Origin of the sequence: Paenibacillus terrae, assembly GCF_005217525.1 — a bacterium.
In the GTDB taxonomy this organism is placed as follows: Bacteria; Bacillota; Bacilli; order Paenibacillales; family Paenibacillaceae; genus Paenibacillus; species Paenibacillus terrae_C.
The window spans coordinates 438524-460284 of sequence record NZ_PNXQ01000014.1 but is presented as its reverse complement, the minus strand read 5'-3'; the positions used below and the strand labels follow the sequence as shown (position 1 = coordinate 460284).

General features: G+C 47.1%; 21 protein-coding genes. All 21 read right to left on the bottom strand.

Annotation, left to right across the window (positions count from 1 at the left end):
• Window positions 1-47: 47 nt before the first annotated feature.
• The 21 genes from pgsA to C1I60_RS16825 all read right to left on the bottom strand — a co-directional run bounded on the left by pgsA (window position 48) and on the right by C1I60_RS16825 (window position 21701).
• Window positions 48-635, bottom strand: coding sequence for a CDP-diacylglycerol--glycerol-3-phosphate 3-phosphatidyltransferase (gene pgsA, locus C1I60_RS16920; protein WP_137062774.1), 588 nt, complete (start codon window positions 633-635; stop codon window positions 48-50).
• Window positions 636-844: 209 nt separating this feature from the next.
• Window positions 845-1336 carry a YajQ family cyclic di-GMP-binding protein gene (locus C1I60_RS16915; RefSeq protein WP_137062773.1) on the bottom strand — a complete coding sequence of 164 codons (492 nt, stop codon included), beginning with the start codon at window positions 1334-1336 and terminating at the stop codon, window positions 845-847.
• 144 nt (window positions 1337-1480) lie between these two features.
• Window positions 1481-1645 carry a hypothetical protein gene (locus tag C1I60_RS24550; protein ID WP_170970830.1) on the bottom strand — a complete coding sequence of 55 codons (165 nt, stop codon included), beginning with the start codon at window positions 1643-1645 and terminating at the stop codon, window positions 1481-1483.
• Window positions 1646-1729: 84 nt separating this feature from the next.
• Entirely contained in the window at window positions 1730-2845 is a 1116-nt protein-coding gene (locus tag C1I60_RS16910; RefSeq protein WP_137062772.1) for a RodZ domain-containing protein, read from the bottom strand.
• Between the two features lie 30 nt (window positions 2846-2875).
• Window positions 2876-3649 (bottom strand): DUF3388 domain-containing protein, encoded by a 774-nt coding sequence (locus C1I60_RS16905; RefSeq protein WP_235332175.1) that lies wholly within the window; start codon window positions 3647-3649, stop codon window positions 2876-2878.
• Between the two features lie 239 nt (window positions 3650-3888).
• The gene (locus C1I60_RS16900) at window positions 3889-4143 is read right to left on the bottom strand and encodes a DUF3243 domain-containing protein (protein ID WP_014281144.1); all 255 of its coding nucleotides are present in this window, start codon (window positions 4141-4143) and stop codon (window positions 3889-3891) included.
• A gap of 105 nt (window positions 4144-4248) precedes the next feature.
• A complete protein-coding gene (gene ymfI, locus C1I60_RS16895) occupies window positions 4249-5037 on the bottom strand; it encodes an elongation factor P 5-aminopentanone reductase (RefSeq protein ID WP_137062771.1) in 789 nt (262 codons plus the stop codon).
• Complete coding sequence (yfmH, locus tag C1I60_RS16890; protein ID WP_137062770.1) at window positions 5037-6317, bottom strand: EF-P 5-aminopentanol modification-associated protein YfmH; 1281 nt, start codon at window positions 6315-6317, stop codon at window positions 5037-5039. The genes ymfI and yfmH overlap by 1 nt, the downstream gene beginning before the upstream one ends.
• Window positions 6318-6320: 3 nt before the next feature.
• Complete coding sequence (gene yfmF, locus C1I60_RS16885; RefSeq protein ID WP_137062769.1) at window positions 6321-7601, bottom strand: EF-P 5-aminopentanol modification-associated protein YfmF; 1281 nt, start codon at window positions 7599-7601, stop codon at window positions 6321-6323.
• Between the two features lie 159 nt (window positions 7602-7760).
• A complete protein-coding gene (gene sleB, locus C1I60_RS16880) occupies window positions 7761-8606 on the bottom strand; it encodes a spore cortex-lytic enzyme (RefSeq protein WP_137062768.1) in 846 nt (281 codons plus the stop codon).
• A 226-nt stretch (window positions 8607-8832) separates the two neighbouring features.
• Complete coding sequence (locus C1I60_RS16875; protein ID WP_137062767.1) at window positions 8833-11514, bottom strand: FtsK/SpoIIIE family DNA translocase; 2682 nt, start codon at window positions 11512-11514, stop codon at window positions 8833-8835.
• A gap of 103 nt (window positions 11515-11617) precedes the next feature.
• On the bottom strand, window positions 11618-11830 hold the full coding sequence (locus C1I60_RS16870) for a YlzJ-like family protein (protein ID WP_137062766.1): 213 nt from the start codon (window positions 11828-11830) through the stop codon (window positions 11618-11620).
• Entirely contained in the window at window positions 11827-12681 is an 855-nt protein-coding gene (locus tag C1I60_RS16865) for a ClpP family protease (RefSeq protein ID WP_137062765.1), read from the bottom strand. Before C1I60_RS16865 ends, C1I60_RS16870 begins: the two co-directional genes overlap by 4 nt.
• A gap of 237 nt (window positions 12682-12918) precedes the next feature.
• Window positions 12919-14598 (bottom strand): ribonuclease J, encoded by a 1680-nt coding sequence (locus C1I60_RS16860; RefSeq protein WP_044644827.1) that lies wholly within the window; start codon window positions 14596-14598, stop codon window positions 12919-12921.
• Between the two features lie 353 nt (window positions 14599-14951).
• Window positions 14952-15833 carry a 4-hydroxy-tetrahydrodipicolinate synthase gene (dapA, locus tag C1I60_RS16855; protein ID WP_137062764.1) on the bottom strand — a complete coding sequence of 294 codons (882 nt, stop codon included), beginning with the start codon at window positions 15831-15833 and terminating at the stop codon, window positions 14952-14954.
• A gap of 41 nt (window positions 15834-15874) precedes the next feature.
• On the bottom strand, window positions 15875-17092 hold the full coding sequence (dapG, locus tag C1I60_RS16850; protein WP_137062763.1) for an aspartate kinase: 1218 nt from the start codon (window positions 17090-17092) through the stop codon (window positions 15875-15877).
• A gap of 36 nt (window positions 17093-17128) precedes the next feature.
• Complete coding sequence (locus C1I60_RS16845; RefSeq protein ID WP_137062762.1) at window positions 17129-18166, bottom strand: aspartate-semialdehyde dehydrogenase; 1038 nt, start codon at window positions 18164-18166, stop codon at window positions 17129-17131.
• 135 nt (window positions 18167-18301) lie between these two features.
• Entirely contained in the window at window positions 18302-18895 is a 594-nt protein-coding gene (locus C1I60_RS16840) for a dipicolinate synthase subunit B (protein WP_044644831.1), read from the bottom strand.
• On the bottom strand, window positions 18895-19791 hold the full coding sequence (gene dpsA / locus C1I60_RS16835; RefSeq protein WP_137062761.1) for a dipicolinate synthase subunit DpsA: 897 nt from the start codon (window positions 19789-19791) through the stop codon (window positions 18895-18897). The genes C1I60_RS16840 and dpsA overlap by 1 nt, the downstream gene beginning before the upstream one ends.
• Before the next feature lie 220 nt (window positions 19792-20011).
• Window positions 20012-20458, bottom strand: a complete 447-nt coding sequence (gene dut / locus C1I60_RS16830) for a dUTP diphosphatase (protein ID WP_137062760.1) — start codon at window positions 20456-20458, stop codon at window positions 20012-20014.
• Window positions 20436-21701: a M16 family metallopeptidase gene (locus C1I60_RS16825; RefSeq protein WP_137062759.1), complete on the bottom strand. Its 1266-nt coding sequence runs from the start codon at window positions 21699-21701 to the stop codon at window positions 20436-20438. The genes dut and C1I60_RS16825 overlap by 23 nt, the downstream gene beginning before the upstream one ends.
• Window positions 21702-21761 lie beyond the last annotated feature (60 nt).

The window sequence follows — 21761 nt, the reverse complement described above, 5'->3', positions numbered from 1 at the left end:
CAGCAATAAGTTTAGTCCCTATTGCTGTTTCCATAAAATTTATCCTGTTAAACTTTGGAGGAACTCAGCAAATGGATATTCTTTACAAAGTAATCAATCCCCGAATAAATGGTGATCAACACAGCGGCCCATATCGTTATTAAATCAAACGGAATACCCAGAAAAACAAACGGGAAGTTATTAATGAGTAACGCTACAATGGCAACGATCTGGATAATGGTCTTTAATTTGCCCCAATTGCTTGCAGCGACCACAGAGCCATCCAATAAAGCAATCTGACGCAGACCAGTAACCGCAAACTCACGGCTAACAATGACAACAACAATCCACGAATCAATTTTGCCCATTTCCACCAAAGAGACCAAAATAGCAGTTACCAGAAGCTTATCCGCAAGAGGGTCCAGTAATTTCCCCAAGTTGGTGACCATGTTATTTTTACGGGCCAAGTATCCGTCAAGGCCATCCGTGCTGGCGGCTATGAGGAAAATGATAGCCGCAATCAACTGATTATACGGCAGCTCAAAAGCTCCGATCTCAATCGGCGGCGGATAGAAATCAAAATCCACCAGCAAGGCCAGCATCATTACCGGGATGAGGCAAATCCGCGTTATTGTAATTCTGTTGGGTAAATTCACAACACACTCTCCCCTGATTATCGTACTTGATTAAAAATGGCAGTTTTCGGATTGAATTCAATCCTATGTAAATCGTTTTGAATACCGCTATACACCTGATCATCTGCATTTTCGTTACAAGTATAATATGGTGCAAAACGCATGTCAAAATAACCTGCCGGCGTATCAAGCATCATTTTTTCTTGCAATCTACATAAGGGAAAACGGCTTTATTTCATATTCATAAATTGAAGTTCCAATGGTAGATCCGCTTTGCGCAATAACTGAATGACCGCTTGTAAATCATCCTTGTTTTTTCCGGTCACGCGGATCTGATCACCTTGAATCTGACTTCTCACTTTCAGCTTGGAGTCCCGGATAAGAATGTTAATTTTTTTGGCATTATCCTGATCAATCCCCTGCTTGAGTGCAAGACGCTGGCGCACTGAACCCATAGACGCCGGCTCCAGCTTCCCGTACTCCACGTTTTTAAGAGATAAACCGCGCTTGGCCATTTTAGATTGCAAAATATCAATTACCGCATTGAGCTTGTATTCGTCCTCCGATGCAATTGTAAGAGCTTCCTTTTCAAGCTTAAGGCTGCTTTTGCTCCCCTTAAAATCAAATCGTGTTTCAATTTCACGCTCCGTCTGATGAACCGCATTGGTCAATTCCTGCATATCCATTTTGGAGACGATATCAAATGAATTTTCTGAAGCCATCGTTTCACTTTCCTTTCCACAACAAAGTTCAATAACTAATTATAGGCTAGTCAATTACAAAAATCCAATAATCCGCTCACTAAAAAGGCGCTCTTGCCAGTTAAGGACAAAAACGCCTTTATTTCATTCAAGCTGTAAACTTTTCTAACTATGGCTACGGGATGGATTCCGGAACATATCCAGAAGTCCCAGCACAATGTGTGCAAGACCAAAGCCCAGTATGCCATAGCCCCATGCGCTTGGGGTCAGATAATAACCAAGCAGGCTGACAATGATACCAAGCCCTGTCACAATCCAGCTGACGGTCATAATGTATACACCTCACTTTGCGGAAAATGAAATGACTGGCTTTCCATGAATTACAGTCATTAGTATTTCCGCGCAATAGAGGGTTTATTCACCGCCAGTAGTCGAAGAATCTATACCGCTCTGAGTTGAACCCGTACTGCCTGTATTCGAATCCGTAGTAGTACCACTCACCCCGGCACTCGTTCCGGTCGAAGAAGCTTCTCCTTGCTGTATTAAAACCCGAGTCGTCGATTTATTATCTGTTATCGGTTGGCCTGCTACGGAAATATCCGTGGCAGAAGAGCGTCCTGATTTGATATACAAGCCTTCCGGGCCTATATCAAAGGACATGACATCTCCACTTTTGGTCATGCCATAACTCAGCTTTTCACCACGGGAGTTTTGCCCCTTGTATACCTCAAGCCAGCTTTCTCCCGTTGCCTTAATATCAACTTTGACTGTAGCTCCGGTTGTACTGGACACTTTAAAAATCGTCGTTTTGCCTTGCTTGCCATCCTGAGCCACGGTTACACCTTGTTGCGGAGTAGTGGTATTGGGCTGTTGGCTACTGTCAGGAGTGGTCGTATCCGTTCCTGTACCTCCCGATGGTTGGGTTTGCCCCGTTTGCCCAACATCAGGAGTGGTTTGTCCGCCGCCACCATTTGGAGCTGCCGTCTGACCGTTATTCGGCGTGGTCGTCTGAGCACTTCCCTGAGGAGGGGTTGTCGTCGTATTTTGCGGCGGTGTCGTGGTTCCCTCCTTGGTGCTGTTTGGAGTGGACGTAATCGGTGTCGTAATCGGCGTTGTATTCTCGGCTGTTTTTGGAGCTGTATGATTGTTACTCACCCAATATGCATAAATAACCCCAACAATGAGAACCAGAAAAAGCCACATTAAAGCAGTCGGCAACCACTTAAGGTTTCCAATCGTAGCGGGACGGCTGGAGCGTTTCTGTGTCACAGGCTCCATGACAGCTTCCGGCTCCGGTTCAGGTACATTGCTTTTATGTCCTTCCAGAATCTCGTCGGGGTTTAAACCCACTGTTTCAGCGTACGTTTTAATGAAAGCTCTGACATAAAAGCTTCCCGGCAGCACTTTGTAATCGCCCGTCTCAATGGCTTCCAGATAACGTTTGCGTATCTTCGTCATTTCCTGAACATCGTCAAGGCTCAATCCTTTTTGCAGCCGGGCCTCCTTTAATTGCTGACCCAGTTCTGACATGTCATCATCTCCTTGTATAATTACGCTTATTTAAAGATCTTCAGTATAACTGGCTGTAAAGGTATCATAAATAATTTCCTCAGCCGGATTATTGCGAAGTTCAATAATGAAATTGAAATCGTCGAAGCTGTATCCCGATTCACGCACAAAAACGTCAGGATGCTCGATAACCTTCGTACTCGGCATGCTCATAATTTCCTGAAGCAGGTGATAATGTCTTTCATTTGACCGAATTGTACTCACAATGCCGTCAATAATAAATACATTGTTAGGGTTCATTTCCTCTTCGGATAGCTGACTCCGCACCGTCTGCCGTAAGAGCGTTGAAGACACAAAAGTCCAGCGCTTCATGGCGCATACGCTGCTGGCAATGATGGATTCGGTTTTACCCACACGAGGCATTCCGCGAAGTCCAATCACCTGATTTCCATCCCTCTTTAATACTTCACCCAAAAAATCGACCAGTAACCCAAGCTCGTCGCGTGTAAAGCGGAATGTTTTGCGGTCGTCCGAATCCCGATCAATGTAACGTCCGTGTCTTACTGCCAATATATCGACCAGCCTCGGAGCGCGCAAGGCCGTAACTGTAATATTGCTGGCCTTTTTTAAAGTATCTCCCAGAATGCGTATCTTCTCGTCATCGTCCGTTTCCAGCAGCATCCCCCGTCTTTCGCCTTCAACACCGTTGATCGTCAGTATATTAACCCCCAGAATACCAAGCATGGAAGCAATGTCTCCCAGCAATCCGGGACGATTTTTATGTATCTTGTACTCCATGTACCACTGTTTCAATTCCTCCGTCACGTTAGCACCTCATTCACATTCAAAACCGTTAACATTTCCAAATCAAAGCCTTATTGTATCATAGAATAACACCATTCGACAAAACCAATTATTGAGACCCTAAAGGCTTCCTGTATTCAACACAATCGCATAAGCCTCAATCACGTTTATGATATATAAATTACAAAGGAATTACAAGAACAGCTCTGTAACCATTACAGAAAAGCCCCCAAAAGGGAGCTTTTCATGTTGGTTCCTGCTTATGCGTTGCTTTTGGCTAATTTGACCATCAGCCGGGCGATAGTGTGACGCTCGTCCTCATCGGCAACTCCCCACAGTTCTTTCAGTGCGCGGTTGGAGTGGTTGGCCGGATCGACCTTCTCATCCAGAAAATCACCGATTTCATAAGCAAGCTCTGAAATGGTATCCTGGCTGATTCCCAGCTTCTCCGCCTGTTCCACACGCTGACCAAGGAACTTCTTCCAGGTATCGAAATTCTGAACAACTGTTGACATACTTAAATCCTCCTTAGATGATTCAGATTTAAAATCAACAGTTATAATATGTTCTTCTCAGGTACACTCTATACTGGTGATTTCCTCCAAACACTGTACTTGTCGTCAAGTCACCCATCCTCCGTTAGGACTAATGACCTGCCCGTTAATATAACCAGATTCAGGAAGCGCCAGAAAATAAACCAGTGATGAAATTTCATCAGGCCGAGCCAATCGACCGGCAGGGATTTCTTCTTCGAGACTGGAAATTTCCCCTTCGTCCAGATGATCCAGCATAGACGTATCCACTGCACCCGGAGCTACCGCATTTACCGTTACGCCGGAAGGTGCAACTTCTTGAGCCAGTGCTTTAGTGAATGCGTTGATCCCGCCTTTGGTGGTGGAATACAGCACCTCGCACGAAGCGCCGCATATTCCCCATACAGAAGACACATTCACGATACGGCCATAGCGTTGGGAAATCATGTGCGGCATAAAAACCTGCGTACACAAAAAGGTTCCCTTCACATTGACGGCCATCACTTCATCCCATTCCTCTTCCGACACATCTGTCAGCAATCCATAATGAGATAATCCAGCGTTATTCACAAGAATATCTGGCTTCATTCCGTGATTCTCCAGCTTCTCCCGCATGCGTTCAATCTGCTCCTTGCTCCGCAGATCCGCTGACACGGTCATCACCTTGCCTGAATAAGCCATACAACGGCGGGCAACTTCATTCGCTTTTTCATGGGACTTCATGTAGTGAATGACCACATTCATCCCAACAGCCGCAAAACGCTCCGCAATAGCCGCTCCAATCCCGCCGCTTGCTCCTGTGATCAGCACAGTCGTATCGCCAAGGGCTTTTAATTCCCCATCCTTGGTGGTTATCGGTTCCCTCTCCCTGGGCATTACGGACTCACCACCAGCGATATGGCCATCTGATCCCACTGAATATGATCATTCAGACGACGGTTAACATCCTCAAGTGTAATACTTTCATAGACCGGAAGCAATTGGAAAAAATCGCTATCCCGGAAGCGGTGTCTCGTAAACTCATGCGCTATATTTTCGGGCGAATTAAGCATACGCAGGTAACCGCCGATTTTCTTTTTACGTGCCCGTTCAAAATGTTCTGCCGTGAAGCCCTGTTTTTGAATGGAGCTCACCTCTTCACGTATCCGCGCCAACAGCCCATCCGGGTCCTTTGTATCTCCACCGATAGCAGAGAACGCATACTGCGGTGTACTGTTGTACTCATGGCCGAAGCTATCTGAAATGAGGTCTTCATCGTAGAGCTTTTGATACAGCTGCGTGCTGGAACCAAACAAAAGATCAAGCATCAACTTGGTTTCCAGATCATGACGAAGCAGTTCCCCACCCGTGAGACCTACCTTGGCTTCTTTGAATCCGAACAACAGCTTAGGGAGAGAAACCGCCAGTTTTACCTCACGACGCTTCTCTGCCACAGTAGCAGGCTCTTCGTCAAAAATACGCTCAATCTCTCCTTGCGGCTTGTAATCCTTTTTCGCCTGATTGTTACGCACCAGTTCTATTACTTCCGCCGGATCCACTCCGCCTACCACAAAAAGAATCATATTGCTCGGGTGGTAAAAAGCCTCATAACAGCTATACAGCGTTTCTTTCGTAATCGTGCTGATGGATTGAACGGTACCCGCAATATCAATATGCACCGGATGGACCTTGTATAGCGCTTCGATCAGGCCAAAGTAACTCCGCCAGTCCGGATTATCCTCATACATATTGATTTCCTGACCGATAATGCCTTTTTCCTTTTCCACATTTTCATCTGTAAAGTAAGGGTGTTGTACAAAATTGACCAATGTGGTCAAATTCTCCTGAATATGCTCGGTTGCGGAAAATAAATATACCGTTTGATCAAAGCTCGTAAATGCATTGGCCGATGCCCCATTGGAGGAAAAAGTAGCGAAAATATCACCTTGAGGCTCTTCAAACATTTTATGCTCCAAAAAATGGGCGATGCCATCCGGCACCTTAACCGGCTGCTGACCTTCCACACGAAAATGATTATCGACTGAGCCGTATTTGGTCGAAAATGTAGCGTATGTCTTCTGGAATCCCGGTTTGGGCAACACATAAACGTGCAATCCGTTATCCATCACTTCATAGTACAGCGTTTCCTGCAAATGCTCATAAGGTATGTGCTCCACCCGCTATTCCCCCTTCTGGTCTCTCAAGAAATAAATGGTGTCCAGTCGGAACGTCCGGGCGGCATCCTGAACATCCTCCACCTTGACAGCTTCCACCTGGCTCAGCAACTCATCTACCGTCCGATCTTTGCCGGAAAGCTGTCTGTTAAAATCGTAAGCGATCATTTCAAAAGCGGAATCCTGCATTTCCTTCAATAAATTGCGGATCATCGCCTGTGTCTGGGTCATTTCCAGCTCGGTAATCGCACCATTTTGCGTATCTTCCAGTTGCTTGCGAATAATGGTAACCGCTTTTTCATAGTTGGGTATTTCGATACCGGATTGAATCGTCCCTATGCCCTTGTGCCCGTCATACCGTGATGAGGCGTAATACGCCAAACTTTCCTTCTCCCGCACATTGACGAACAGCTTGGAGTGAGGATAACCACCTAAAATCCCGTTGTACATCAGTGCGGAGGCGTATCGATCGTCACCATACGTAATCGGGGTGCGCAGTCCCATGTTTAGCTTGCCCTGATTTACATCAAGACGCTCCACCACCGTTTGTACATCACGCTCCACCGCTTTTGGTTGTTCATGAGCATATCCCTTTTCTTCAGAACGGTTCAATTGGAAATAGCGGTCTACGAACTTCTCCACTTCCTCCAGCGTTGTATCTCCAACCACATACAAATCCATGTTGGCGTTATTTAGCCATTCTCCATAAGCTTTATACAAGCCTTGCGCATCTATACTATTCAGATCAGACCGCTGACCGAGGGGATGCAGACGATAAGGCTCATTTTTGCACATTTCCTCCATGCAGCGCTCTCCAGCATAACGGATTTTATCATTGACTATAGATTCCAGCTTCTTACGTACGTTTTCCCGTTCCTGCTGGACGTATCCGGTGTGAAATGCTCCATTCTCCAATGCAGGCTTTGTCAACACCTCTCCGAGAAAAGCAAATGAACGATCCAGCAAGCTGTCCGAGCTGTTGACAAAGCTGTCATTAATCGTATCCATGCGAAATTGCACGATTTGATAATCTCCGCGTTTATATACATCAAATCCAAAGCCCGCGCCATACAATTGCTCTAATTGTTCTCTGAATTGTGTAGTCTGCGGATATGATTCTGTACCCCTTCGCAATACGAATGGGGTCAGTCCGACTCGGGTTACCGTTTCCTCTCGTAGTGGAGTACCTACATACAATGATATGGCAAACGTCTTGAAGCGTTTGGTTGGCAGTACATGAATCCTTAATTGTCTGCGCGTCCCACGCTCGAAACCTGTTTTGTTCAAGTCCAAAACTCCTTTGTTACGTCAATTTCGTCTAGCCTTTGATTAGCATGAGCCGCTGTAAATCTTTTTCCTGTAAGGAGGTAAAGTGTGCCAATCTTTATTCTAACGATGCAAAAGCCAAGAAGCAACCGGAGACAAGCTCCCGGCTGCTTCGGTGGTTTACATGCAGAAAATATGCTGACCAATCGTCTTTACCTGCGGGCGGCTCCAAATCCATTTGGAGGTGGCTGTTTTTGGATTAAAATAATAGAGGCAGCCTCCGCTTGGGTCCCAGCCGTTCAGTGCCTGGCGAACTGCCTTTGTTGCAGTTTCATTTGGCGTGAGCCAGATTTGACCATCAGCTACCGCTGTAAAGGCCCCCGGTTGAAAAATCACTCCAGACGGTGTGTTTGGAAAGCTGGGGGATTTGACCCGGTTCAAAATAACTGCCGCCACAGCAACCTGTCCTTCAAACGGCTCGCCACGGGATTCACCATAGACTGCGTTAGCCATAATTTTGAGATCGTTGTCAGACAGTCCCATCGTATTAGCTGATCCCATTGTTTCATCTTTTTGATCCGGTTTATTATTATCCGCTGTCTTCCCCTGAGCAGAAGCCTCATTTTTACGATGTAAAGGCGTTTCCGTCGGTTTCCAATTAGGGGTTGCATTCACCAGCTTTAGCTTTGTTTTTGCCCCAACCACTCCGTCAGGGGTGATACCAAACTCTTTTTGAAAGCCCTTAACAGCCTTCAATGTACTGCTGCCAAAATGACTGTCCACTTCCGCCCCGAAAAAGCCCAACAGCTTCAAACGGGATTGCAGTTCATATACATCCTGACCGTAGGAACCGTAATTAACCGCCTCTGTGCTAAATGTCGCTTGGGAAGGCTGTGTTGCTTGTACTTCCTGCTGTGTGCTCAGCGGCTCTGCATGCTGCGCAGAGACGTTCGCAATAAGTCCTGTGTACGTGATAGCCGAGGCTGCGAGAATACCCGTGCAAATCCAGACCATTGTCTTTTTCATATGCTGCGCTCTACCTTTCTTTTGTTGGATTAACAGGATGGCTACGTTTATTATGACAAGCTCTGCTTAAAGCTATTCACCCTTTTAATCTTCTTTCATTCGGCCACTCCTATTCCTTAAAAAAAACAAAAAAAATCGCTGTCTGTACGCTTAGTGTTGTCGGATTTAAACAACCACCATACTTACAAACAGCGATTTTGGATACGATTTTCGGTAAAGCCTATGGTCAGGAACTGACTTTGTTTTGCTGATATTGCTCCAATGAAATAAGCACCTCACGGGGCTTACTTCCCTCATAAGGACCGATGACACCACGAGCCTCCATAGAGTCAATCAACCGGGCCGCACGTGTATAGCCGATTCTCATGCGGCGCTGAAGCAGAGATACAGATGCTTGCTTGGCCTCCAAAATGATGTTGACAGCCTGATCGTACAACTCATCCAGCATTTCATCGGCATTAGCCGATACTTCCTCTATCTCCGGTACCAGCGTTTCATCATATTGTGCTTCGCCCTGCTCACGCACATAGTTAACGATGTTCTCCACTTCCTGATCGCTCATGAACGCTCCTTGAACGCGAACCGGCTTGGAAGCACCCATCGGCATGAACAGCATATCCCCACGCCCAAGCAGCTTCTCAGCCCCACCCATGTCCAGTATTGTACGGGAATCTACCTGCGAGGACACGCCAAAGGCAATACGCGAAGGAATGTTGGCTTTGATAACTCCGGTAATTACGTCAACCGACGGTCTCTGCGTTGCAATGATAAGATGTATCCCTGCGGCACGCGCCATTTGGGCCAATCTTGCAATCGCATCCTCCACATCCCCCGCAGCTACCATCATCAGATCCGCCAGCTCGTCCACAATAACGACGATATAAGGCAGGAACGCAGCAGGATTGTCTTTCATCAAATTATTATAGCCTTCTATGTTACGGGTTCCTGATTTGGAAAATAATTCGTAACGTTTTTCCATTTCTACTACAATTTTTTTCAAAGCGAGTGAAGCGCGCTTCGGATCGGTAACGACCGGTGCCAACAAATGCGGAATACCGTTGTACACGTTCAATTCCACCATTTTTGGATCGACCATGAGAAATTTAACCTCATCCGGCTTCGCCTTGTACAAAATACTCGTGATAATACCGTTAATACACACCGATTTGCCTGAACCGGTTGCTCCGGCCACAAGTAAATGGGGCATTTTAGCCAAATTACCAACAATCGTCTGTCCTGCAATATCACGTCCGAACGCGATGGACAAATTGGATACAGATTCCTGGAAAACGGTCGTCTCCATAACCTCACGCATTGTTACAATAGAAACCTCGTTGTTCGGAACCTCAATACCAATAGCCGATTTGCCTGGAATTGGAGCCTCCATACGAATATCCTTCGCAGCCAGCGCAAGCGCAATGTCATCCGTCAGGCTCACAATACGGCTGACCTTCACACCAATGTCCGGCTGAATTTCATAACGAGTCACCGCAGGTCCACGGACAACCTCCAGTACCTTTGCCCGTACGCCAAAGCTTTCCAATGTGGCCTCCAGCTTGCGTGCCGTTTGCATGTAATCCTTTTGCCCAAGACCCTTGCCCACGTTTTGTGGCTTGGAAAGCAAACGGAACGAAGGGAGCTTGTACGGCTTGGGTGGCGGTGGAGTAGGAATGGCCGCAGTTGTGCCCTCAGTCTCTTCGCCTGACGTCCCCGTTGCATTCACTTGGGCCCGTCCGTCTGCACTGTCCGGTGTATTATGACCTATTGTTGCCATACCGTCCGTGTCTGTGTTCACAGCGGCATCTATAAAGTTGTCATCCAGCGACTCATCATAAGATGAATCCGTCTGCTCTGACCCAGCCAAGGATGCCTCTGATTCATCCTCAGGTCTTTTTTCCTCATGCTTCACCTGCTCGAAGAAATCCCGAATGATCGGTGACCTTTTTATCGGAACAGAAGCTTCCTCCTCTAAGTGTTCAACAGTATCGGGCAATTCTTCTGCTTGCTTGGCGTCTCTCCATAAGGGCTGTGCTTCCTCAGCTTCATAAGCAGGCTCATGATCAACCTCATCAGCATGAACGGAACGATCATACTTGTCCTCTCCAGCCGGTTTTTTAAGACCAAACAGCTGAAAGAAAATCGGCTGCTTACGTGCAGGAGGCTGCATTTCATCAAAATCATCATCCATATCTTCCTCATACGCAGGAATCGTCTCGGACTTGATTTTTTTATTCCCAGTACCTCTGACAGATGCCGAAAGTGGAGTGGCTTTACCAATCCATTTTTTTCGAACGCTTCCCCCTGCCGCCAGCAGCTTCGTCCGAACAATTCGCACCAGATCCACATAAGACAGCTGGGTCAGCAGCATAAAACAAATCACAAACATTACAATCATAATCAGCTTGGCACCCATAAGACCAAACAGCCACAACAGCACGGTAAGCTGCAATGCGCCGATGTACCCCCCGCTAATATCCTTATTCAGCATTGAGGTATGGCCTTCCTTGTCAGGCGACAGCAACTGCTCACGCATATCTATATGTATCTGGCTCATCACCCCGCCTGGTTGAAGTGCATTAATCGGCCCCAAACGCTGCTCCATAGATGAAATAGAGCTCATAAGCGTAAAGGCAAATACCAGTAGCAACAGCCCCGTTTTACGTGAGTTCCACTGATTTGGCCATTTGCGGTGAATCATCACCATCAGACCGTAATAAATGCCAATCAGGGGTATGACAAAATAAAACTTCCCCAGTACCAGCCCAAACATCTTGGAAAGCGACCGACCGACTGCCGCTTCACCCGACAGCGCAATGACCGCCAATGTAATCAGCACAATGCCGTAAACTTCGAATTTTAGAACTCCGCCAAACGCGGCTTTCTTTTTCCTTTTCCTTCTTCTGGACATTCAAGGTCACCCCCCAGAAGAATATTATACCACGTCACCAGGTATCCGCACATATGTTCTTTTCCAACATTAAACGACCTATTTTCGTCCTATTCGACACCTTCTACGACCATTCGATGACTTGTCCAGGTGCATAACGCGGATTAAGGTAAGTCTCCAGCGGACAATCTAGCAATCGCACGATAATCCCTCTGCGACTTTCGAGCGGCTGCACCTGCATAAGTAAACCGTCAACCCGAATCTCTGCAAACGCCTCCGCCTCCTTCCACATGCCCTCCCACACCATTTCCATTGGCATTACGGTATATAATGTCATTGAGGCAACTCCCCACTATGCTCATTAGGAAGCGTTCCAGTCGAGGTATCTGTAGCATTGGGGGGGAAAGGCACGAACGGAGTCTGCTGCTGAGTCCCTGTAATCCCATTTTGCTGACGTCGAGATTCAATAATGGTGTTCAGTTGTTTCAATGCTTCTCCGATGCCACCAACCGCGTCCATCAAGCCATATTTCACTGCATCGGCTCCCCCAACCGCAGTACCAATATCCCGATTCAGTTCACCGGTTTTAAACATAAGCTCCTTAAACCGCTCCTCGGTAATACGCGAATGGGAAACCACAAAACGTACAACACGCTCCTGCATTTTTTCCATATATTCAAACGTTTGTGGAACTCCGATAACCAAGCCATTCATACGAATCGGGTGAATGGTCATCGTCGCGCTCTCGGCAATATAAGAATAGGTGGACGAGACAGCGATAGGTACACCGATACTATGCCCGCCTCCAATGACAATGGTCACCGTCGGTTTACTCATTGAAGCGATCATTTCAGCAATAGCCAGCCCTGCCTCGACATCCCCACCTACTGTATTCAGCAGAATCATTAAGCCTTCAATATGTGGATTTTGCTCCGCTGCTACCAGCTGGGGAATAATGTGCTCGTATTTGGTCGTTTTGTTTTGCGGTGGCAAAACCAGATGTCCTTCAATCTGACCAATGATTGTCATGCAAAAAATATTGGATTCGCTTCCGGGCATGGAGGTTTGTCCCAGTTGCTGCAAGGCCTCCATAGCAGGGGAAATGGGTCTTTGCCCAACTTCAGGCATAGGTTGATCCGGTGCTTCCGTTTCTTGTCTGCCGGATAATAGATTGCTGTATTGTTCCATGTGGGCGACCTTCCTTTCGCTTTACGCGTCTTTGTGACCCGTGTTCACCCTATAGTATGGGATGGAAATGGAATATTTTATACTCGCCCCCATGGCTTTCCTTCTTTCCTCACCCGGAAAAGCCAAAAAAGCCTCCCCTCCCGCGGAAACCGTCCAATATTTCCTGCGGGAAGAGAGGCGACTGTGTGCCTGTGACTTAAGTTTTTAATTCAGGATTTTGAGCAAATTTCAATTGACTCACACTTCCATAATGATTGGCAAAATCATCGGTCTGCGACGAGTTTGCTCATACAAGAAGCGACCCAGCGCATCCTTGACGTTTGTTTTAAGGGAAGCCCATTCATTTACATTCTCGCTCATGAGCTTATGCAGTGTGCTTGAGACAATGCGATTCGCTTCATCCAGCAAACCTTCCGATTCACGAACATATACGAAACCACGGGAAATGATATCCGGTCCGGACTTGATCGTGCCGTCCTGCTTGCTCAGGGTGACAACAACAACCAAAATACCGTCCTGTGACAGCAATTTGCGGTCGCGTAATACGATATTCCCTACATCTCCTACACCCAGTCCGTCGATTAACACGTTGCCCGCTGTAACCTTACCAGCTCTGCGTGCTCCACCGTTCTGAATTTCAATAACTTCACCGATATCTGTGATGAAAATGTTGTCCGGCTCTACACCTACCGATTCGGCAAGGAGGGCATGACGACGTTGCATTCTGAACTCACCATGAATTGGCAAGAAGAATTTAGGTTTCATCAGATTCAACATCAGTTTGAGTTCTTCTTGGCTTCCGTGTCCGGAAACGTGAATTCCCGGATTAGCTGCGCTGTAATAAACATTGGCACCTAAACGGAACAGTTCATCAATCGTGCGACCGACGTATTTTTCATTACCCGGTACCGGTGTAGCTGCAATGATAACCGAATCTCCCGGAAGAATATCCACCTTACGATGTGTGGAACGCGCCATTCTTGTTAGAGCAGACATCGGCTCGCCTTGGCTACCTGTGCAGAGAATAACTACGCGATCCGCTGACATTTTGCCAACTTCCTCAGGCTCGATCAGCATTCCATCCGGAATTTCCAAATAGCCCAAATCAGATGCAATCCCTACGACATTAACCATACTGCGACCGATAACCGTCACTTTGCGTCCTGTCGATTCAGCAGCATTAATGACCTGCTGAATACGGTGTACGTTGGAAGCAAAAGTAGCTACAACTACACGCTGTTTCGACTTACGGAAAATGTCTTCCAGCACGATGCCGACGCTTTTTTCCGATGGGGTAAAGCCTGGTTTTTCCGCATTGGTACTATCTGACAAAAGTGCCAGTACGCCACGTGTGCCAATTTCAGCCATACGCTGCAAATCTGCATATTGTCCGTTAACTGGAGTATGATCAAACTTGAAGTCACCTGTATGAACAACAGCACCTTCAGGAGTATCAATGCATACACCTACAGAATCTGGAATACTGTGGTTTGTTCTGAAGAATGTTGCTTTCAGCGTAGAACCCAGCTTGATTTCGGAATCAGCATTGATCAATATACGTTTGGTTTCCCCAAGCAGATTCGCTTCCTTCAGCTTGTTTTCCACCAGCCCCAGCGTCAATTTGGTACCGTATACGGGTACATTCAAATGTTTCAGCACGTAAGGCAAACCGCCGATATGGTCCTCATGACCATGAGTCAGCACAATGCCTCTTACCTTGTCGCGGTTCTCCGTAAGGTAGGAAATATCAGGAATAACGATATCAATGCCAAGCATGTCCTCTTCCGGGAATTTCAGACCCGAATCCACCACGACAATGTCATTGCCGTATTGAACGACATACATATTTTTCCCGATTTCACCGACGCCGCCCAAAGCGAAAATCATCAATTTATCGTTGTTTGTTTTTTTAGACAAATGAATCTAAACCTCCTATGGTAGTTGGACGTCGTACCTTGATTTATTTATTTAATTTTCAAAAGAATACCGCACCCAGTCACTTGACCTCATTATACATGATTAAAATAAGAAAAAACAAGTCATCCTGTTCGTTGCGCATAGGTTTCCCACTGCCGTCTAAAACCATTACTCCCTGTTCAATTATCTTGATACATGGTTAAAAGGTACAGCAAAAAGGGCGCCCTATAAGAACGCCCTCATGCCGGAGTACTTTGTCAAGGCTATAAAAATCCTCCGGATTCTTTGCTCCCGGCTACCTTTAACAAGGGTACTCCCCGTATCATTTAACAATTAAAATTCATTTTTCCCGATTAGCGAGCAAATAAGTTCTTAATAAATTCCGCTTCCTCTTCGGTAGGAGGAATAAGCGGCAACCGAACAGAACCTACGGAAACATTCCGTAACTCCAATGCATATTTTACAGCCACCGGATTAGGCAGCGGATGAGGACAGCCGAACAAACCCTTGAAAACCGGAAACAACTGCTGATGCAATTTTGCTGCCTGCTGTGCGTGTCCCCCTACAAGTGCATCAATCATCCGCTTCATTTCTGTGCCTACTACATGACTCGCCACGCTGATAATACCATAAGCCCCTACAGCCATAGCAGGCAACCCAGAAGCGTCATCCCCCGAATAAATGAAGAACCCTTCCGGAGCTGCGGCTGCAATCTGTGTGACCTGCGCCAACGACGCGCATTCTTTGGTTCCTACAATGTTAGGGATTTGAGCAAGACGCAGCGTCGTTTCCACGGTCAGGCTGGCTGCGGTACGGCTTGGTACATTATACAATATGGCTGGAAGAGATGTGGAATTTGCAATACTTTCAAAATGCTGATACATCCCTTCCTGATTCGGTTTATTGTAATAGGGCACTACTAGCAAAACACCGTCTACACCCGCCTGTTCCGCAGCACGGGTCAGATTAATGGAGTGACGTGTATTGTTGCTACCGGTACCGGCAATGATTTTACATCGTCCGGCTGCTTTTTCTACAGTAAATGCAAACAACTTGATTTTTTCATCATCGCTCAGGGTAGGAGACTCGCCCGTCGTTCCTGATACGACAAGAGACTCCGACTGTTGTTCTTCTATTAAATAATCAATCAACGAGGACAATGCAGTCCAGTCAATCTCTCCTTGCTGATCAAAAGGTGTCACCATTGCAGTAATCAGTCTGCCGAAGTTCATCATGCTGCCTCCTTTTTTTGCAAGTCCGAGCACGGACATTGCGCCTATTGATGGAGTTCAAATTTATTATGCAATGCGCGTACAGCCTGCACCATATCTTCTTTTTTAACGAGTACCCAAATCGTCGTGTTGGAGTCTGCCGATTGAAGAATCTGTACGTCTGATTCTGCCAATGCCTCTACAATCGTCGCCATAATGCCAGGTACCCCATTGATACCGCCGCCTATGACGGATACTTTAGCGCACCCTGCCAAAATTTTAGGCTCCAAGCCCAGACCGTTCAATACTTCAACCGCTTTGCTTCCATCAGCATCGAACACGGTATAAACCGCCCCGGATGGAGTAACATTAATAAAATCGACGCTGATTCCATGCTCAGCCATGGATTTGAATACTTGTAATTGCAAATGCTCCGAGCCTGGCTTTAATTCTACGGTAATTTGTGTGACGTTGCCGACATACGCAATACCGGTCACGAAACGGTCAACGATGTCTGCCTGTACGTCCTTAAAGCCCTCCGGATGGGTGACCAGCGTTCCTTCCCCTTCGGAAAAGGTAGAGCGAACCCGAACCGGAATATTCGCCTGCATGGCAATTTCAACAGCACGGGGATGGATAACCTTAGCCCCCTGATGAGCCATATTACAAATCTCCGTATAGCTGACATGGGCAAGCGGTTTTGCATTTTCCACGATGCGCGGATCGGCGGTCAAGATGCCGTTCACATCCGTATAAATGTCTACCATGTCCGCTTGTAGAGCGGCACCCAGAGCGGTAGCGGAAGTATCGCTGCCTCCACGACCCAAGGTAGTCATGTCACCGTTTACAGCCTGACCCTGGAAGCCTGTCACAATGACGACACGGCCCTGGTTCAGCTCTTCCACGATACGGTCTGGCTTTATATCCAAAATACGAGCATTGCCGTATTGATCATCCGTAATAAAGCCCGCCTGTGCCCCAGTCAGCACCGTAGCAGGAATACCTTCATTTTCCATCAGGCTGCATAATGTAGCGGCAGAAATGATTTCACCACAGCACAGCAGTAAATCCCGTTCGCGCTTAGGAAGACTGTCGCCGTTAGACGCCGCCCAATCGAGCAGCGTGTCCGTGGCATAAGGCTCTCCTTTCCGCCCCATGGCCGACACAACGACAACCAGTTGAAAATTTTGTTTCAGCTCTCGCTTCACATGTCCCAGCACTAGTTGACGCGCTTCGGGTGTGGACAGCGAGGTTCCCCCAAATTTCTGTACTAAAATACTCATCGCTCTTCCCCCATCTTACTCCCTACTTCAGGAACGTTATTCCGCATTTGCAGCAATAATCTCGGCGATTTGCACTGCGTTCCATGCCGCTCCCTTGAGCAGGTTGTCGGATACGACCCACAGATTCAATCCACGGCTGTTGCCCAAATCACGACGTACACGTCCAACGAATACATCAGGTTTCCCTGCGGCTTCGGATGCCAGCGGATAGAGCTGCGCAGCAGGATCGTCTACCAGGGTTACTCCCGGTGCCGAAGAAAGCAGATTGCGGATTTCTTCCAAATCATAATCTTTTTTAAGCTCTACATAGACGGATTCCGAGTGTCCGTATACGACAGGAATACGTACACACGTTGCTGTTACGTCCACGGATTCATCATCCAATATTTTTTTCGTTTCACGTACCATTTTCATTTCTTCCAGTGTATAGCCGTTGTCCTGGAATTTGTCGATTTGCGGGATAGCATTGAAAGCGATTTGATGCTTCACCGGCAATGAGCCGACTGGCAGCAGATCAGGCTGAACTTCTTCACCGTTAAGGATAGCTGCACTTTGACGATTCAGTTCATCAATGGCACGGCTTCCAGCCCCGGACACCGCTTGATATGTGGATACGATGATACGGGAAATGCCATACTGATCATATAATGGTTTCAAAGCAGCTACCATCTGGATGGTGGAGCAGTTCGGGTTGGCAATAATCCCTTGATGCTTGGCAATTTTGTCGCTGTTCACCTCAGGAACGACAAGAGGAGCTGTAGGATCCATCCGGAAGGCGTTTGTGTTGTCAATGCATACTGCGCCATGACGAACAGCATGTGGTGCCAGTTCCTTACTTACGTCTCCGCCTGCGCTGAACAAGGCAATGTCGATTCCTTCAAAGCTGTCGGGGGTTGCAATCTCTACTGGAATTTGCTGACCTTTAAAGCTAATTAAAGTGCCGGCAGAACGAGGCGAAGAAAGAAATTTAATTTTATCTACAGGAAAATCCCGTTTTTCCAGCAGATTTACGATTTGTTCTCCTACGGCGCCTGTGGCTCCAACGACAGCTACATTAAACTTTCTATTGCTCATCTGGTGTATCTCCCCTTCTCGACTAAAAAACCATTTTTTTATTCTGAAAGCATCCACCGCCAACAAGAAATTAGACCCGATGCATCATCGAATCATCTTCTAGGCGAGGGATGCTCAGCAGTTAACTATAGTACTTCATGGAGTCTTGCGTTCCACAATCATCGGTTGAAGCTGTTTGCCCTGCATAGCAGCATAAGCGGCTTCCGGAATCAGCTCCATGTCAGCCACAAGTGAATTGGGCTTTTTAACTGGATTGTCCTGTCCGAACGGCACAAAAAATATATTTTTGGCTACCAGTAACTTGGCGATATTCGCAGCATTCAAACCAAGTCCATCATTGGTTGATATGGCCAAAAGAAGTGGACGACCGTTGCGCAATTGCGCCTTGGCGGCCATCAGAACCGGACTATCTGTCATGGCGTTCGCCAGCTTGCTCATCGAATTCCCCGTCAAAGGTGCAATCACCAGTACATCGAGTATTTGGGAAGGACCCAGTGGCTCAGCCTCTACAATTGTAGAAATGATATCATTCCCTGTTATATCTTTCAACTGTTTTTGCCAACTTTGCGAAGTACCGAAGCGGGTATCCGTTGTTAATACCGTATTGGATATAATGGGAACGACCTTCGCGCCCTCGTCAACAAAACGCTGTATAACAGGCATAACCTCTTCAAATGTGCAGTGTGAACCTGTAATTGCATAACCTACCGTTTTCCCTTGCCAACTCATTACGCATCACCCCGATCAGGATTATCTTCCATTAACAACTGCACCAACGTATTCGCTATAATGGCACCAGCAGTTTTGGGAGCGACAATACCGGGAAGGCCGGGGGCGAGCATGGCCGTGATTCCACGCTTTTCCGCAAAACGGAAATCACATCCGCCCGGGGCGGAAGCAAGGTCAATAATCACGGTAGCCTGTTGCAATTTAGACAAGATTTGCGCTGTGATAATCATAGAGGGTATCGTATTAAAAATCAAGTCAACTCCCTGAGTCTCATCCGCCAAATCCCTTGTCATAAAAGGCTTCCAGCCCATTTCCACCGCTCTCGCCGCATCCTCTGCCCTACGTACCCCGACCTTCACTCTGGCTCCCAATCCTTGTAGCGCCCTTGCCATGGTAAATCCAGTCCGTCCCATGCCCAGAACCATACAATTTGCACCATGAATCGTAAAATCCGTATGCTGAATCGCCATCATCAGTGCGCCTTCCGCCGTAGGTATCGAGTTATATATGGCCACATCGTCTCTTTCCAGCAATTCCACCAGCCTTAAATCATGTCTGGAACAAATTTCTTTTAAGTACGTCCGCGCCATCCCCGTATATACGACGCAGTGCGGTGGAAGAGCAGCAGCGTGCTCATTCAGAAACTGCAGCTTTTGCGATCCAAAAAGTGCATTCACATTGCCTCCCTCATCGCACCCCACAACTGGCAGCACAAGTGCATCTGCCGATTCCAGCAGCTTGACAGACAACGACTCCCGCGATGTTCCTCTGAGCGGCTCTTCAAGCTGGTCATAGCCGACCACGCTGACGGTAGCATCCATGTCTACACATTTTCGAATTACCTCAAGCTGCCTCGCATCACCACCCAATACAACGATGCGTATTCCTGTTAGCATCCGGATCACTCCTTTCCGAGACACGATATGCTTTTAGTCTATGCAGCCACCCATAGATAGGTGAAGAAACACAAAAAAACCGCCCCTTTTTGGGACGGCTTTCATGTGTATCCATATTCATATGCTATTCATGCTCTAGCTTAAAATCGACAATTCAGTTACATTCTCCAAAATGCCGATTCAAGCCGTGACATTCAGTCGTTTGAAGAAAACTGTAGACTCAGCGTCCTGTATGACCGAAGCCTCCAGCACCACGCACTGTTTCAGACAAACGGTCTACCTTCTTCAACTCTACCTCAGGTACAGTCTGAAATACCATTTGTGCAATTCGCTCATTACGTGTAATGGTGAAAGGTTCCTCGCCCAAATTGATAAGCAATACCTTAATCTCCCCACGATAATCCGCATCAATGGTGCCTGGTGTGTTAAGACAGGTAATACCATGCTTGAGAGCCAGCCCGCTGCGCGGACGGATTTGTGCCTCCAGCCCTGCCGGCATCGCTATAGCCAATCCGGTTGGAACAAGACAACGCTTGCCGGGTTCCAACACTAAGCCTTCCTGTACCGCAGCATACAGGTCAAACCCGGATGCAAGCTCTGACATTTTACGGGGCAGCTCAATATCCTCATTGCCCTCTAACCTGTTAATCTCCACGTAAGTTAACAAAATAGTCCCTCCTCATGTCCTTAACCGCTGAATCACTCGCTCCGACCATCGACAGGGCAAACGGCTCCGAGAACATCCGGTCCAGTACCTTGTTCACATCATCAGCTGTCACTTGCTCAATGTGTTCGATCATTTGATCCAGCGTGTAATGCTGACCTAGCATCAACTCATTTTTCCCAAGACGATTCATCCGACTTCCTGTGCCCTCAAGGCTTAATATCAGGCTTCCTTTTAACTGCTCCTTGCCTTTACGAAGCTCGTTATCATCCAGTCCCTTGACAGCCACATCCTGCAACAGCTCAAGTGTCAGATCCAGCACGTCCTTCGTTTGCTTGGGAGCCGTACCGGCATAAATGGTGAACATACCACTGTCCGCATGAGAGCTATGGTAGGAATAGACAGAATAAGCCAGCCCACGCTTCTCCCGAATTTCCTGAAACAGACGTGAGCTCATACCGCCGCCGATCGCGTTGTTCAGCAATACCATAGCATACTGGAGATCGTCACCCGTTGCAAATCCAGGCAGGGACAAGCAAATATGATTCTGTTCCGTTGCCTTTTCATGATACAGCAGTTCACCGTTAAACGCAGGAACCGTCAGGGGCGAAGCAGTTCCATGGTTATCAAAGTGCCCAAAGTGACGCTCCAGTAGCTCTACCAGACTATCATCAATATTACCAGCCACACTGATGACCGTATTGTCGATTGTATAGTGTTCTTTCATATAATTGCTGAGATGGGAGCTGTCCATAGCTAATAAATGCTTTTCGGTACCGAGAATGGGGTAAGCCAGCGGATGGTCGCCATAGGCGGCCCGTGATAAGAGATCATGCACCATATCGTCCGGTGTGTCCTCGTACATGGAGATTTCCTCCAGGATCACGTTTTTTTCTTTTGCCAGCTCTTCATGATCTAATTTAGAATTAAAAAACATATCGGACAGTACATCAACCGCAATCGGCAGATGCTCATCCAGTACTTTTGCATAATAGCACGTATATTCCTTCGAAGTGAATGCATTAACATTCCCTCCAATGGCGTCAAATTGCTCGGCAATTTCCTTCGCGTCGAAACGCTCTGTTCCTTTGAAAAGCATGTGTTCAATAAAATGAGAAATACCGCTATTGTCCGGGGTTTCATTTCGAGAGCCGGTTTTAACCCAGATGCCGAAAGAAACGGAACGCACGGTTGGAATTTTTTCAATGACCACTCTTAGGCCGTTTTTGAGTTGAATTCTTTCCACGATTGGCCCTCCTAAACTGAATTGCAAACTTTGCCATAATGTTCAATCCTAACAGAAAAA